This is a genomic window from Nonomuraea endophytica (genome assembly GCF_014203235.1).
GTDB lineage: Bacteria > Actinomycetota > Actinomycetes > Streptosporangiales > Streptosporangiaceae > Nonomuraea > Nonomuraea endophytica.
In genome coordinates this window covers 101,882-115,333 of sequence record NZ_JACHIN010000001.1, presented here as the reverse complement: position 1 = coordinate 115,333, position 13,452 = coordinate 101,882, and the positions used below count along the sequence as shown (strand labels likewise).

Genomic DNA, 13,452 nt, shown 5'->3' with positions numbered 1-13,452 from the left:
CTAGGCCTTGAGTTCGCCCAGGGTGGCCGTCACGGTGTCGGTGGAGCCGTCGGGTCTGATCACCTCGACCTTGACCTGGTCGCCCGGCTTGAGGGTGGTGAGGATCTCCGACAAGTCGGACATGGTGGGCGTGGGCTTGCCGTTGACCGAGACGATCACGTCGCCGGTGTCGATGCCCGCCTTCGCCGCCGCCCCACCAGGCTCCACCCCGGCCACCGCCACGCCCACGGGCTGCCCGTTCTCGCCCAGGACAGTACGGCCCCTGACGCCGAGTGCCGCGCGGTGGCTGTTGGTGACCTTGCCGCTCTTGACGATCTGGCCGGCGATGTCCGCGGCGGTGTTGCTCGGGATGGCGAAGCCGATGCCCGGCGCGGCGCCGCCGCCGAGCTCCGGGTCGGTGGCGGCGAGGGTCGGGATGCCGATCACCTGGCCGCTCATGTCGACCAGCGCGCCGCCGCTGTTGCCGGGGTTGATCGCGGCCGAGGTCTGGATGGCTCCGGCGATCGTCGCGCCGGGTGAGCCGGGGTTCTGCGGCTCGCTGACCGTGCGGCCGAGCGCCGAGACGATGCCCTGGGTGACGCTGCCCGACAGGCCCAGCGGGTTGCCCATGGCCAGGACGAGCTGGCCCACGCGCAGCTTGGACGAGTCGCCGAACGTGGCCGGCTTCAGCCCGTTCGGGTCCTCCACCTTGATCACCGCGAGGTCGCCGGCCGGGAACGACGAGACGAGCTTGGCCTTGCGCGGAGTGCCGCCGGTGGCCAGCGACACCTCCATCTCGGTGGCCTGGCCGACGACGTGGGCGTTGGTCACCACGTGGCCGGAGGTGTCGTACACGATGCCGGAGCCGAGCCCCACCTTGGTGGTGATCTGCACGATGGACGGCAGCACCTGGCTGATGACCTGCTCGTAGCCGGATTCCAGCTCGCGGGTGCCCGGGGCGGCCTGAGGGGTGCCGCCGGACGGGCTGCCGGACGGCGTGGCCGTACCCGTGCCCCGTGGTGTGGACGCGCCGCACCCGGCGGCCAGAACGACGGCGAGACCCGCCGCGATCAACCTCATACGAGGGTATCTTCCCAGGTCAGGCGGAAAGATACTCTTCTCTGACGTTGCTCCTGCTGAGCTTGCCGGTGGGGGTTCTGGGGAGAGACGTCCGGTACTCGATGAGCCGCGGATGCTTGAGCCGGGCCAGCCGGGGCTCGCAGTGGGCCAGCAGCGCGGCGGTCAGCGCCTCGTCCGGGGTCGCGCCGGGCGCGGGCTGGACGAGCGCCACGACCTTGTGTCCCCATTCGGGGTCGGGCACGCCGATCACGGCCACGTCGGCCACCGCGGGATGTTCCAGGAGCGCCGCCTCGATCTCGGCCGGGTAGATGTTGACGCCGCCGGAGATGATCAGGTCGGTCCTGCGGTCGAGCAGGAAGAGGTAACCGTCCTCGTCCACGTAGCCGATGTCGCCGGGGGCGTAGGCGCGCTCGCGCATGGCCGCAGCGGTCTTCCCGGGGTCGCCGTGGTACTCGAACCGGTTGATGCCGCCGATGTACACCAGGCCGGGCGCGCCGGGCGCGGCCTCGCCGCCGACCTCGTCCACGATCGTGAACGACATCCCGTCCAGCGCGCGGCCGACCGTGCCCGGACGCTCCAGCCACTCCCGCGAGGAGACCATCGTGGCGACCGCCGCCTCGGTGGAGCCGTAGTACTCCCACAGCACCGGGCCCAGCCACTCGATCATCGCCTGCTTGGTCGCGGGCGGGCAGGGAGCCGCGCCGTGGTACAGGTGGGTGAGCGAGGACAGGTCGTACTTCTCCCGATCCGGTACGGCCAGCAGCCGGTGGAACATGGTCGGGACCATGAAGGCGTTCGTCACCCGGTACTCCTGGATCATGCGCAGCGTGGCCTCGGCGTCGAAGCGGTCCGGGGCCACGATCGCGTGGCCGTACTGCAGGGCCATCATGACCTGGCCGTAGGGGGCCGAGTGGTAGAGCTGCGAGCAGACCAGGTGCACGCCGTCGGCGGGCAGGCCGAAGTGCCGCCAGCTCTTGCGCATCAGGATCGGGTGGACGTCCTCGGGGGAGAGGTCGAGCAGCCGCCTGCGCACGCCCTTGGGACGGCCGGTGGTGCCGGAGGTGTAGAGCATCATCGATCCGGCCCTGCGGTCCTCGGGCGGGGTGCCGGGCAGGTGGTCGAAGCGGTCGCCGATCGGGCCGCGGAAGACCGCGGCGGTGCCGCAGTCGGCGATGATGTAGTCGATCTCGTCGTCGGTGTAGTGCCAGTTGACCGGCACGTGGTAGGCGCCGATCTGGTAGGTGGCCAGCATCATGGCGAGGGCGTCGAGGCCGTTGCGCAGGACGCTGACGACGGCGTCGCCCCGCTCCACGCCTTCGCTGCGAAGGCCGTGGGACAGGCGGTTGGCGCGTTCGTGCAGGGCGCCGTAGGTGGTCGGCTCCTCTCCCAGCAGGGCGGGACGTCCGGGGTCGGCGGCGGCGATCTCGTAAAAGCCCCTCATGTCAGGCGAGACTACAGAATTAGATTCTGTCCCGGGAATAGTCTCAATCTCGTCTAGCCTCGACGTCATGGCGGACGTCGGCGACCAAGTGCCCACCTACGATGCTCCGACCACCCCCTTTCAGCGGGTGGTCGTGCCCGCCGACGCCGAGCCCGACGACACCGTGCAGATGCCCAGGATCGTCCTGCCCGACGAGCCGGCCCCCGATCCGGACCCGGAACCCGAGGTCGACGACACGACAACGGCCTATGTCCGCCGCCCCGTCATCAAGCCCGCCTCGAAGCCGGTGGAAAAACCAAGCTCGAAACCCACGGAGAAGCCTGCCGCGAGGCCCGTGAAAAAGCCCGCCGCGAAGCCCGTGGAGCAACCCGCCGCGAGGCCCGTGGAGCAACCCGCCGCGAGGCCCGTGGAGCAACCTGCCGCGAGGCCTGTGGAGAAACCTGCCGCGAGGCCCGTGGAAAGACCGGTCGAGAAGCCCGTCGTGAAGCCTGCCGGACGGCCGGTCGAGAAGTCCAAGGCGGCGGTCGAGACGGTGACGGTGCCGCGCGTGTCGCCGCCGCGCATGCCGATGATCCCGCCCCCGCCCAAACGGGGCATCAGCGAGATCCCCTTCCGGGTCGTCTACATGGTCGGCGCCGTCATCGCCACGATCATCGCCGTCCTGCTCATCTTCGTCTTCTTCTCCGGCGACACCCCCGACGCGAACCCCACCAGGGCCACCTCGACCGCCAGCCTGGCCGGGGCATCCCCGTCCGAACTGGCCCTCCCTCCGGCCCCGGAGGCCAAGGCCTTCCCCGCCTACAAGGGCAAGGCCGCGGTCGTGATCGGCCTGGTGGCCGACACCAAGACGGGCATCGTGTATCCCAGGCTCGGCACGCCGTGGCAGTCCAAGTCGTACGCGCCGTTCACCGTGGCTCAGCGGATCGGCAAGGTGGCGCAGCCGTACACGATGATCGTCTCGGCGAAGTACCCGATCGCGGCCCCCAAGACCAAGCCCGCGGAGGAGTCCGGCTACCGCGAGCTGGCGGTGCGGGCGGCGCGCTGGTCGCTGCGCACGCAGTTCCCGGCGGGCTCGACGCTGGCCTGGACGGGCTCGCAGCCGCTGGCCACGGGCAAGGGCTGGCTGCTCGGCTATCAGGTCACCTATGGCGCGAAGTCCTCGCAGGCGGTGGTGGCCGTGGTCGAGGTGGGTAAGACGAAGCCCGCGATGATGCTGGCGACCGTCGCCGACGGCCGCAAGACGCAGTGGCGCGATCTGACGACACTTCTGAAAGGTGTGCGCCCGCTATAGACAGAAGCATCCTCTAGAATATGGTTCTGCCATGGCATGGGACGCGCTGGAGGATGAGTAATGGCGATCGGGTTGAGCGAGGAGCACGAGGCGCTCCGCGAGTCTGTCACCGGCTGGGCGGAGCGCAACATCCCCGCCGAGCTGCTGCGATCCGGCCCTGAGGCCGATGCTGGGGAGCGCCCCGCGTTCTGGTCCGGGCTGGCCGAGCAGGGGCTGCTGGGCCTGCACCTGCCCGAGGAGTACGGCGGCTCCGGCTACGGGCTGCTTGAGGCTGCCGTCGCGGTCGAGGCGCTGGCCGAGCGGATGGCGCCGGGGCCGTACGTGCCGACGGTCCTGGCCGCCGCGGTCGTCCACGCCTCCAAGCAGCACGCGCTGCTGTCCGGCCTGGCCGACGGCACGCTGACCGGCGCCGTCGCGCTCGGCTCCGCGCTGACGGGCGAGCGCGCCGCCGACGGCTCCCTCGTCGTCTCCGGTACGGCCGAGCCCGTCCTGGGCGGCGCGATGGCCGACATCCTGGTCCTGCCGGTGTCCACCGGCGACGGCGAGGAGTGGATCGCGCTCGACGCCTCCGCGGCCACGGTGACGGCCGTCAGGTCGCTGGACATCACGCGCTCGGTGGCCAAGGTGGAGGTGGCGGCGGCAGCCGTACCGGCTGAGCGGGTTCTGGACGGGGTCGAGGGTCCCGACGTGCTCAACCTCGCCGCCATCCTGCTGGGCGCCGAGGCGGCGGGCCTCGCGTCGTGGTGCGTGCGGGCCGCCTCCGACTACGCGAAGGTACGCGAGCAGTTCGGCCGGCCGATCGGCCAGTTCCAGGGCATCAAGCACAAGCTCTCGCGCATGCTGGTGGCGCTGGAGCAGGCCAGGGCCACCGTCTGGGACGCCACCCGCGCCGAGGGCCGCGAGCTGGAGTACGCCGCCGCGATCGCCGGCGTCATGGCCCCGGACGCCGCCGTCCAGTGCGCCAAGGACGCGATCCAGACCTTCGGCGGCATCGGCTACACCTTCGAGCACGACGCCCACCTCTACTACCGCCGGGCGCTCACCCTGCGCGCGCTGCTCGGCCCGAGCGCCGAGTGGGCAGCCTCGGTCACCGCGCTGGCGCTGCAGGGCGTCACCCGCGAGATGGAGATCGACCTGCCCGAGGGCGCGGAGGAGCTGCGCACCTCGATCCGCGCCGAGATCGCCGAGCTCGCGAAGCTGGAGGGACAGGAGCAGAAGCGGGCGCTGGCCACCCAGGGCTTCGTGATGTCCCACCTGGCCAAGCCGTGGGGCCGCGCCGCCAAGCCGCTGGAGCAGGTGCTCATCCAGCAGGAGCTCAAGGCCGCCAAGGTCAAGCTCCCGCAGATGATCATCGGCGCGTGGGTGGTGCCGTCCATCGCCACGTACGGCACGCCCGAGCAGCAGGAGCGCTTCCTGCCCAAGACGCTCAGCGGCGAGATGATCTGGTGCCAGCTTTTCTCCGAGCCCGGCGCCGGATCCGACCTGGCCAACGTGCAGATGAAGGCGGAGAAGGTCGAGGGCGGCTGGCGCCTGAACGGCCAGAAGATCTGGACATCGGTCGCGCATGTCGCCGAATGGGGCATCTGCATCGCGCGTACCGACCCGTCCAAGCCCAAGCACGACGGCATCACCTACTTCCTCGTCGACATGAAGGGCGCGGGCGTCACGGTCCGGCCGTTGACGGAGATGACCGGCGAGAACCTGTTCAACGAGGTCTTCCTCGACGACGTCTTCGTCCCCGACGACCTGGTGGTCGGCGAGGTCGACAACGGCTGGCGGGTGGCGCGCAACACGCTGTCCAACGAGCGTGTCTCGCTGTCGTCCGGCTCGGGCGGGACCGGCTCGTCCGTGTCCGACCTGCTGGGCCTGACCTCCCGCCTGGGCCGCGAGCTCACCCCGGTCGAGGCCGTGGAGCTCGCCGGCGTCATCTGCGAGGGCCACTCGATCAACGCGCTCTCCCTGCGGGTCACGCTCAAGCAGCTGGCCGGAGGCGAGCCCGGCGCCGACGCGTCGGTGCGCAAGCTGCTGTCCACCTCGCACGCGCAGCACGTCTCGGAGACCGCGGTCGGCCTGCTCGGCGCCCAGGCCGTGGTCGCCGCCGACATGAAGCTCGGCGACGCCGGCTACTGGAACCGTGCCGTGCTGGCGACCAGGGCCATGACCATCTACGGCGGCACCACCGAGGTGCAGCTGAACATCATCGGCGAGCGCATGCTCGGCCTCCCTCGGGACCCCGAGCCGGGCCGCTAGCCGGAATCATCGGGTACGGCCCGGCCGGGCCGTACCCGAGACGGTTCAGCGGCGCGACCACCGGCCGGACTCGTAGGTGTCCACCGCGCGGCCGAGCCGCGCCAGCTTCTCCGTGTAGGTCACGGGGATGAGGCCGGGCTCGGCGGGCGGACGGTTCGCGTCCACGTACTGGGTGCCGAGGTTGGTCAGGGCGACGACGATGTAGTGCCTGCCGTCCTTGCCGGGCAGCGACCTGACGATGCCGGCGTCGGCGCCGGAGTTGCCGACCCAGCCGGTCTTGTGCGAGTAGGTCACCTCGGCCTTGGCGTTGCAGGGGCGTACGTCGCGGCCGAACTTGTTGCCCGCGACGGTGACGGTCCCGTCGGCGCCGATCCAGCGGTCCGCGACGGCGTGCGGGATGCCCGCGGCCGGGTACGCGCTGCCGCACCGGTTGGCCGAGGAGAGCATGTCGTTCCAGCCCTGGGCGCCGAGGTGCCGCTTGAACACCTGGCGGGAGGACGCGCTCAGCACCGCGCCGGTCACCGGCTTGCCGGCCGGAGTGGTCCACGCCCTGCCGGGCAGGCCGTTGACCAGGGCGAGCAGCTTGGCGGTGTCGAGCGAGCTCATCGTGACGGGGTTCGACCAGCGCCCGCCGGTGGCCGGGTTGGTGTTCTTGAACTGCAGCGTCTCCAGGCCGAGGCTCTGGAAGGTCTGGTTGAGCTCGTCGACGGCGCCCTTGTCGTGCAGGAGCTTGACGAGCGCGCAGGTGGCGGGGTTGTTGGAGGAGGTGAGGGAGGCTTCGAGGTAGTTGGCGACCGTGTTGCTGGTGTCGCCCTGGCACAGCGAGCTGGTCTCGGTGGGACGGTAGTCGTAGGTGTCGGCCAGCGCGACGGTGCCCTTGTCGACCAGGCGCAGCACGCCGAAGGCGACCATCAGCTTCAGCACCGAGGCCGGGTAGGGCGACATGAAGTCGATGGGCGCCTGCTCACGGCCCGGGACGATGTCGATCGTGCCCTTGCCCTGGTTGGCGTACCAGCCGTTGTCGTCCCACTGCCGCCAGCGCACGGCGCTGGTGTGGAAGTTCCCGTCGACGGGGACGACGACGCCCCGCGGGTGCTGCGGGCTCATCAGCACGGTGCCGGAGGAGACCGGCCTGCCGAGCCGGTCGAGTTCGAGGACGGTGACGTCGAGCTGCGGCTGCTGCGTGATCGGCTGCGGATCGGCCGAGGCGAACAGGCGGGCGTAGTCCTCGGGCGGCGTGGCCTCCTTCTCCTCGGCGGAGGAGGCGAGCACCCGTGCCTGGGAGGAACCCGGCGGGGCCAGGTCGAGCACCTCCTGGAAACGCGCCCGGTCCATGGCCTGCTGGAGGAAGCGGGCGACGTGCCCGCTCTCCGCTGCCTGGGCGGGCATCGTGGTGAGGCTCAGGAAGAGAGTGCCGGCGGCGACCCCCGCGGCGGTTCGGCGGCTCTTCTGAAGGAATGACATGTGACTTGATCTTATTTACCGATCTTGGTTGGCGGCTACCGGTTCGCCGATTCGGGGATGTCAGGGGGTGACCGGCTGCAGCGGGATGGGGGTGCCGGTCTTGGCGGGCATGGGCACGCCGACCCTGATCTCGCCCACACAGGGCCGGGCGCCGTCGGGGGAGCGGATGGTCAGCTCCTGCCCGCCGCCCTTCACCGTGGCGTACGTCCAGCCGAGGTCCTTGCCCGTCTCCGCGTCGGCCGATCCGGCGCCCAGGCCGACGGTCAGCCGGGCGGGGCGGGGGTTGAGGTAGCTGACCTGCACGGTCCAGGTGCCCTGCGGCAGGGGGAGCGGGAGGCGGAAACGTTCCGGGGCGGAGCCGATCGGGCGGCAGGCGGTTCCCGGCGGGACGGTCAGGCCCTCGATGTTGACCGGGCGCAGCCGTCCGCGCTCGTCGAAGGTCATCAGGTTGCGCAGCGGGCCGTCGAGCTGCCGGACCCAGGTGACCGGGCGGGCCGCGATCGGGCCGAGGACCTTGGAGGCCAGCGCGTAGTCGTAGAAGAAGATCGGGTAGACGACCTTGGCGGGGACGTGGGTGTCCAGGACGACGAGGTCGGCGGGCGCCCTGCGCAGCGCGACGCGGCCGGTCTCGATGTAGGACTTGACGTTCTCGCCGAGGGGCAGGCGCGTGTACTGGGTGATGGACCAGATCGAGCCCGCGGCGAAGACGGCGGCCAGCGGGATCCACACGATCCGCAGCGGGCGCTCGCCCTCGCGCGGGATGAAGGCCAGGGCCACCACGACGGCCAGCAGCGAGGCCGTGGGCGCGATGTAGCGCAGCTCGAAGCCGCCGAGGTCGGGCCCGAGCTGCTCGATTCTGCCGATCATGACGGGGACGACGTCGGCCGGCAAAAAGTACCCGAGCAGCATGAGCCATGCGAGCCACGCGCGCCGCCGGAAACGGATCGTCAGCGCCACGACCAGCGCGGCCACGCCGAGCCCGGCCCAGACGGCGGCGTCCGGGGTCGCGGCGATGGCGTAGTCGTCGCCGATCGGGTGCCAGCGCCAGGGGCCGCCCAGGGAGGAGGCCACCAGCGAGCCGGAGAACAACCGCCAGGCGAACGCCGCCGCCACGGCGAGCGGGGGCAGGCTGGGCTGGACAGTGTCGTTGGTGAGCTGCACGGAGGTGAACACGGCCGGGAACAGGATCGCCGCGTACCCGGCCACGATCGTGGCGTACAGGGCCCAGGCCGGCCACTGCCACTTCCTGACGCCGCCGAGCCAGCCCGCGGTGATCACGAAGGCCAGGACCGGGATGAACGGGGCCTTGACGAAGAACACCATCGCGAAGACGGTCCAGCCGGCGGCGGCAAGGGCGTGGCGCAAGCGCCGCGTGCGCACGTAGAGGACGTGCGCGGCCAGGGCCATCGGCAGCGCGACCTGGAACGGGAGGGTCTCGATCACCACTGCCCACCAGGACAGCGACGAGATCGTCATCGGGGTGAGCAGGTAGAAGGCGAAGGGGATCAGGATGGCGGGGCGGGAGCCGTACAGGAGGAAGAGCAGGCGCAGCAGGGCCAGCGCGGCCGCGCCCATGAGCACGATGGTGATCACGTGCATCAGCACGTCGTTGTAGACGCCGAGGCGGCCCATCGCCCAGTGCACGCCGAACGGGCCGGGCATCAGGTGCCCGTACTCGGCGCGCATGAGGTAGTCCCAGGTCAGGTCGTTCTCCAGGCCGCGGGCGATGAAGGTGAAGTCGTCCTGCCTGAAGTAGGTCCTGCGGACCAGGTCGAACTTCCAGACGAGCTGGACGGCGACCATGACCATCGCGGCAGCGAGCACGCCGTCGCCGCGCAGCCACTGCCTGGGCTCCACCACGGTCTCGCTCGCCGCCGTCACGCATGAAGGCTAACGACGCCGTTGATCCTGATGGAATGGGCGTTGTCCGGTTGTGATGTGGTGTTATATCGGAATGTTTCCGCAGGTGTCGCGCTATGGGTGGTGGGCTGCCCTGCTCGGCACCGGCCTGGGCGCCCTCTGCCTCGGGCCCGGACTCGCTCCCGGGTACATCCTCATCCAGGACATGGTCTTCGTCCCCGACCCGGTCTTCTCGCCGTTCACCTTCGGGCTGGCGGGCGGGGCGCCCCGCGCGGTGCCCAGCGACCTGGCGGTCACCGTGCTGGCCCAGGTGCTTCCCGCGGACCTGGTGCAGAAGCTCGTGCTGCTCGGCGTCTTCGCGCTGGGGTGTTCCGGGGCCGCGCTGCTGGTGCCCGGGGCCGCGCTGGCGCCCCGGCTGGTCGCGGGCGCCTTCTACGTCTGGAACCCCTACGTGGCCGAGCGGCTGCTCATGGGGCAGTGGGCGTTGCTGCTCGGCTATGCGGGGCTGCCGTGGGTGGTGCTGGCGCTGGCCCGTGGGCGGTTGCCCGCCGTCGCGCTGCTGCCCGCCGCGGTGGGCGGGTTCGCCGCGATGATCGTCACCGCCGTCACGGCCCTCCCTGTCGCCCTCTCCGGTACGGCGAGGCTCTCCGGTACGGCGAGGCTTCCCGGTACGGCTCAGCGGTGGAAGCGGGCCGGAGGCGTGGCGCTGTTGCTGGTGGCGTTCAGCCTGCCGTGGCTGGTGACCGCGCTGACCAGGGCCGACGGGCTGACCGGCGACCCGGTGGGGGTGGACGCCTTCGCCGCCCGCGCCGACGGGCCGTTCGGCACGGTGGTGAGCCTCCTGTCCCTGGGCGGCATCTGGAACGCCTGGGCCGTCCCCCCGGGCTTCGACCACCCGGTGACGGCGGCGGCCCGGCTGGCCCTGGTCCTGGCGGGCGTCGCGGGCTTCTGGCTGACACTCAAGGACCCGAAGCAACTGCTCAAGGACCCGAAGCAACCGCTCAAGGACCCGAAGCAACTGCTCAAGGACCCGAAGCAACCGCTCAAGGACCCGAAGCAACTGCTCAAGGACCCGGAGTCGCGTGAAGGGGCCGAGGCGGTGCGGTTCGGGCCGGGGCTTGTGGTGGCGGCTGGTCTGGGGTTCCTCATCGCCTGCCTCGGGGTCACCGAGCCGGGCCGGGACCTGCTCAAGTGGCTCATCGGGGTCTGGAGCGGGTTCGCGGTGCTGCGTGACGCCCAGCAGTATCTCGCCCCACTGGCCCTCCTGGCCGCCGTCGGCCTGGGGATGCTCACCGCCCGGGTGACCTCGCGCTGGGCCGTCGCGCTGGCGCTGGTGCCGCTGGCCGTGGTGCCGACGCTGGCGTGGGGGGCGTCGGGTGCGCTGGCGGCGGTGCCGTACCCGCTGAGCTGGGTGGAGGCGCGCGAGGTCATCGGCCGGGACCCCGTGAGGGGCGATGTGCTGGTGCTGCCGTTCGAGTCCTACCGGCGCTTCCCGTGGAACGGCGATCGGGCGGTGCTCGATCCGGCGCAGCGGTTCTTCGCCACGCCGGGCCGCGAGGTGGTGGTCAACGACTCCGTCAGGGTCGGCGAGTTGGTGGTCGGCACCGAGGACTCGCGGGCGAAGCGGGTGGCCGCGGTGCTGGGTGATCCTCGGCGGCTGGCGGAGGAGGGCATCAGGTACGTGGTGGTGGACGCGGGGACCTCCGGCCTGCCTGGTGCCCGGCTGGTACTGGACCGCCCGGAACTACGGCTCTACGTCGTGGATCTATGAGAAGCGCGTCGGCGCGCGGGTGGCGTCGGCCAGTTCCATCACGGTCGCGCCGGTCTCGGCTTCGAGTGCCGGGGTGTAGCCCCCCGCTCGCAGGGCTTCCAGGGTCTCCCGCTCCGACGCGGCGCTGATGAGCACCGTCGGGGCGATCCGCCGCAGCCCCAGCCGGCGCAGGGAACGAGCGGCGGCCAGTTCGGTCAGCAGCGCCTCGTCGTCCGAGCGGATGCAACAGCCCGAGCGCACCACGCGCATCCGGCCGTGTGTCCTGCCGACATCGTTGATCAGGTAGACCAGTGGCTGAGGAAGCTCGCCCTGGGCGACGGCGGCCAGTGACTCGGCGAGGGCGTCCGGGTCGGTTCCCGCGTCGAGCGCGCGGCGTACCGACGCGGTGCTGAAACGCCACACGACCGCGTGTCCTTCCGATTCGCGTGTGGCGACGGATCCGAGGAGCTCGGCCAGCGACGCCTCCGGCGGGCCGGAGACCACGGCGGTCAGGTCGGCCTGGAACCGCGCTGTGGTCGCGGGAGGGGGCAGCAGATCGGCCAGCACAGCGGCCAGGTCCGGCAGCGGCTCTTTCAGGACCTGCGGGTATGAGGCGCCGGAACGGAGCAGTGCGAGAGCTGCCCGGCCGAGGGCGGTGAGCGCGCCGTGCGCGGTGACGCCGAGGTGTTCGGCCTCGTTCATCACCGAGGCCATCTGGGAGGCGTTCTCCGGCGAGCCGTCCACGACGAAGGGACGGTGCCAGCGCGCCGCCGCGAACAGGTAGGCCATGTCCCGTTGCTCGTCGAGGCCGTGGCCGTCGGGGATCGCGGCCAGCGATTCGAGCACCGCGAGGCGCAGGTCGGGGGCGGCCGGATCGTGCACGAAGGAGATCGCCGCCGGCGGCTCCTCGTCATCGGGCCACCAGGTGAGCAGCCCGGGCAGAGTGGCCCAGGCCGCGATCACGGGAAGCAGCCGTCCGGCGGGGGAGCGGCCGAGCCATTGATCATAGGCCGAGGTCGGCACGACGCGAACGGTGGGCGCGGGCTCGGGCCGACGCCGCCGGCCGGACGGCTTCTCGACCGGGTCGGCGATGCCGCCGAGCAGGTCGGCGGTGAAGCACAGGTCGACGCAGAACCTGACGATCGCCTCGTCGAGGGCGATCGACTTGGCGATCCGTCTGACGTCACGGACGGCGACGCCGCCGTTCTTCCTCATGGTCAGTGGCGTCGCCGAGCACGCGCTGACCACCCGCTCCAACTGCCCGGCGAAGGCGGTGGCCTGGGCCTGGGCCGTCGCACGTGCTCGCGTGACGGCGGGCGAATCCGGCGGCGGCGCGGGCGGCAGCGGATCGAAGAGGGCGAGCCGGTCGCCACGGATCGCCAACGCCACCTCCGCGGGCATCTCGGCGAGATCGTGCTGACCAGAGGGCAGGACGAGCCCGCGGGCGGCCAGCCAGTCGGTCGCGGGGTCGCGCGCGCCCCCTTCGCGGAAGGTGTACCTGGCGGGGCCATAAGGGCTGGCCCCGACGAAGACGTGAGTGGCCAGGTAAGGACCCTCGAAGGCCAGGGTCTCCAGCAATTCGGCGGCGTCCGCGGGGGCGAGCGCGAGAACGCCGCCGAGCAGGGCCCGCTCCGAGAGCGTCGCGACGATCTGCTCACGGGCCGCGGCCCGGTTGGACGCCTTGGCGAGCCCGAGGCCGGCCGCGACCTGATGTACTTCGGCGGCGTTGAAGTACGCGTCGATCAACTCGGCCGCCGGGCGGCCCAGCTTGAGGCCGCCGGAGACGGGAGCGCGGACCTCGGCCGGGAGATCCAACCCGTCTGAGCTTTGGTGGAGCAGTTTCCGCTCCGCCAAAGAGGCCAGCAGGGACTTGGCGACGGGGAGTGCGGAGGGCTCGAACATCCGCAGCACGTCCGCTTCTGGCACCGGCCGAGGGCCGCGCCACCAGGAAGCCGGCGGAAGCGGACCGTGCCGTTCGGCGGCCACCCAGGAGATCGCGGCGAGGATCTGATACTCCGGCAGCGTGCAGACATGGAAATCCACCGGTCAAGGGTAGCGTCGCCGGTTTACGGATGAGGTTGACACGCCTGGTAGACAAGTCCGGAATATTAAGATTCCATCTAGCTACTTCCGAGTAGCTAGAATTGGTTCTAGGTTTGTGACGGCCCCCACATCACAGCCCGCAAGAGGAGGAACCCCCCGTGATCAAGATCCTCTTAGCAGCGATCATCGGCATCGCCGTGGCCGCTCTGGTGACGACGGTGACAACCGTCTCGCTCACGGGTTCTACCGCGACACCTGTCAACAGGCCGCTTTACAACTACGGCGACCGGTAAG

General features: G+C 71.0%; 9 protein-coding genes. 4 read left to right on the top strand and 5 right to left on the bottom strand.

The window, feature by feature from the left end; translation table 11 throughout:
- Positions 1–1,059, bottom strand: a complete 1,059-nt coding sequence (locus HNR40_RS00500; protein WP_184957662.1) for a S1C family serine protease — start codon at positions 1,057–1,059, stop codon at positions 1–3.
- Between the two features lie 19 nt (positions 1,060–1,078).
- Positions 1,079–2,500 (bottom strand): AMP-binding protein, encoded by a 1,422-nt coding sequence (locus HNR40_RS00495; RefSeq protein ID WP_184957661.1) that lies wholly within the window; start codon positions 2,498–2,500, stop codon positions 1,079–1,081.
- A gap of 67 nt (positions 2,501–2,567) precedes the next feature.
- Here HNR40_RS00495 and HNR40_RS00490 point away from each other — a divergent pair, with 67 nt between their 5' ends.
- Both HNR40_RS00490 and HNR40_RS00485 read left to right on the top strand, forming a co-directional pair.
- Positions 2,568–3,791, top strand: a complete 1,224-nt coding sequence (locus HNR40_RS00490) for a hypothetical protein (RefSeq protein ID WP_184957660.1) — start codon at positions 2,568–2,570, stop codon at positions 3,789–3,791.
- Between the two features lie 60 nt (positions 3,792–3,851).
- On the top strand, positions 3,852–6,041 hold the full coding sequence (locus HNR40_RS00485; RefSeq protein WP_184957659.1) for an acyl-CoA dehydrogenase family protein: 2,190 nt from the start codon (positions 3,852–3,854) through the stop codon (positions 6,039–6,041).
- Positions 6,042–6,086: 45 nt separating this feature from the next.
- Here the strand turns inward: HNR40_RS00485 and HNR40_RS00480 are convergent, their stop codons facing one another.
- Complete coding sequence (locus HNR40_RS00480; protein ID WP_221339865.1) at positions 6,087–7,505, bottom strand: serine hydrolase; 1,419 nt, start codon at positions 7,503–7,505, stop codon at positions 6,087–6,089.
- 60 nt (positions 7,506–7,565) lie between these two features.
- Positions 7,566–9,386: a hypothetical protein gene (locus tag HNR40_RS00475; RefSeq protein WP_184957658.1), complete on the bottom strand. Its 1,821-nt coding sequence runs from the start codon at positions 9,384–9,386 to the stop codon at positions 7,566–7,568.
- 73 nt (positions 9,387–9,459) lie between these two features.
- Here HNR40_RS00475 and HNR40_RS00470 point away from each other — a divergent pair, with 73 nt between their 5' ends.
- Entirely contained in the window at positions 9,460–11,136 is a 1,677-nt protein-coding gene (locus tag HNR40_RS00470; protein WP_221339864.1) for an MmpA family trehalose lipid delivery protein, read from the top strand.
- On the opposite strand, the gene HNR40_RS57015 is transcribed toward HNR40_RS00470, so the two are convergent.
- Complete coding sequence (locus HNR40_RS57015) at positions 11,131–13,158, bottom strand: helicase-associated domain-containing protein (protein ID WP_184957656.1); 2,028 nt, start codon at positions 13,156–13,158, stop codon at positions 11,131–11,133. The genes HNR40_RS00470 and HNR40_RS57015 overlap by 6 nt on opposite strands.
- Positions 13,159–13,316: 158 nt before the next feature.
- On the opposite strand from HNR40_RS57015, the gene HNR40_RS55995 reads away from it, so the two are divergent.
- A complete protein-coding gene (locus HNR40_RS55995) occupies positions 13,317–13,451 on the top strand; it encodes a hypothetical protein (protein ID WP_281395023.1) in 135 nt (44 codons plus the stop codon).
- Position 13,452 lies beyond the last annotated feature (1 nt).

Coding starts and splice junctions, on each gene's coding strand:
- HNR40_RS00490 (WP_184957660.1), top strand. CDS start 2,568: ATGGCGGACGTCGGCGACCAAGTGCCCACCTACGATGCTCCGACCACC.
- HNR40_RS00470 (WP_221339864.1), top strand. CDS start 9,460: ATGTTTCCGCAGGTGTCGCGCTATGGGTGGTGGGCTGCCCTGCTCGGC.
- HNR40_RS00495 (WP_184957661.1), bottom strand. CDS start 2,500: ATGAGGGGCTTTTACGAGATCGCCGCCGCCGACCCCGGACGTCCCGCC.
- HNR40_RS00485 (WP_184957659.1), top strand. CDS start 3,852: ATGGCGATCGGGTTGAGCGAGGAGCACGAGGCGCTCCGCGAGTCTGTC.
- HNR40_RS00480 (WP_221339865.1), bottom strand. CDS start 7,505: ATGTCATTCCTTCAGAAGAGCCGCCGAACCGCCGCGGGGGTCGCCGCC.
- HNR40_RS00500 (WP_184957662.1), bottom strand. CDS start 1,059: ATGAGGTTGATCGCGGCGGGTCTCGCCGTCGTTCTGGCCGCCGGGTGC.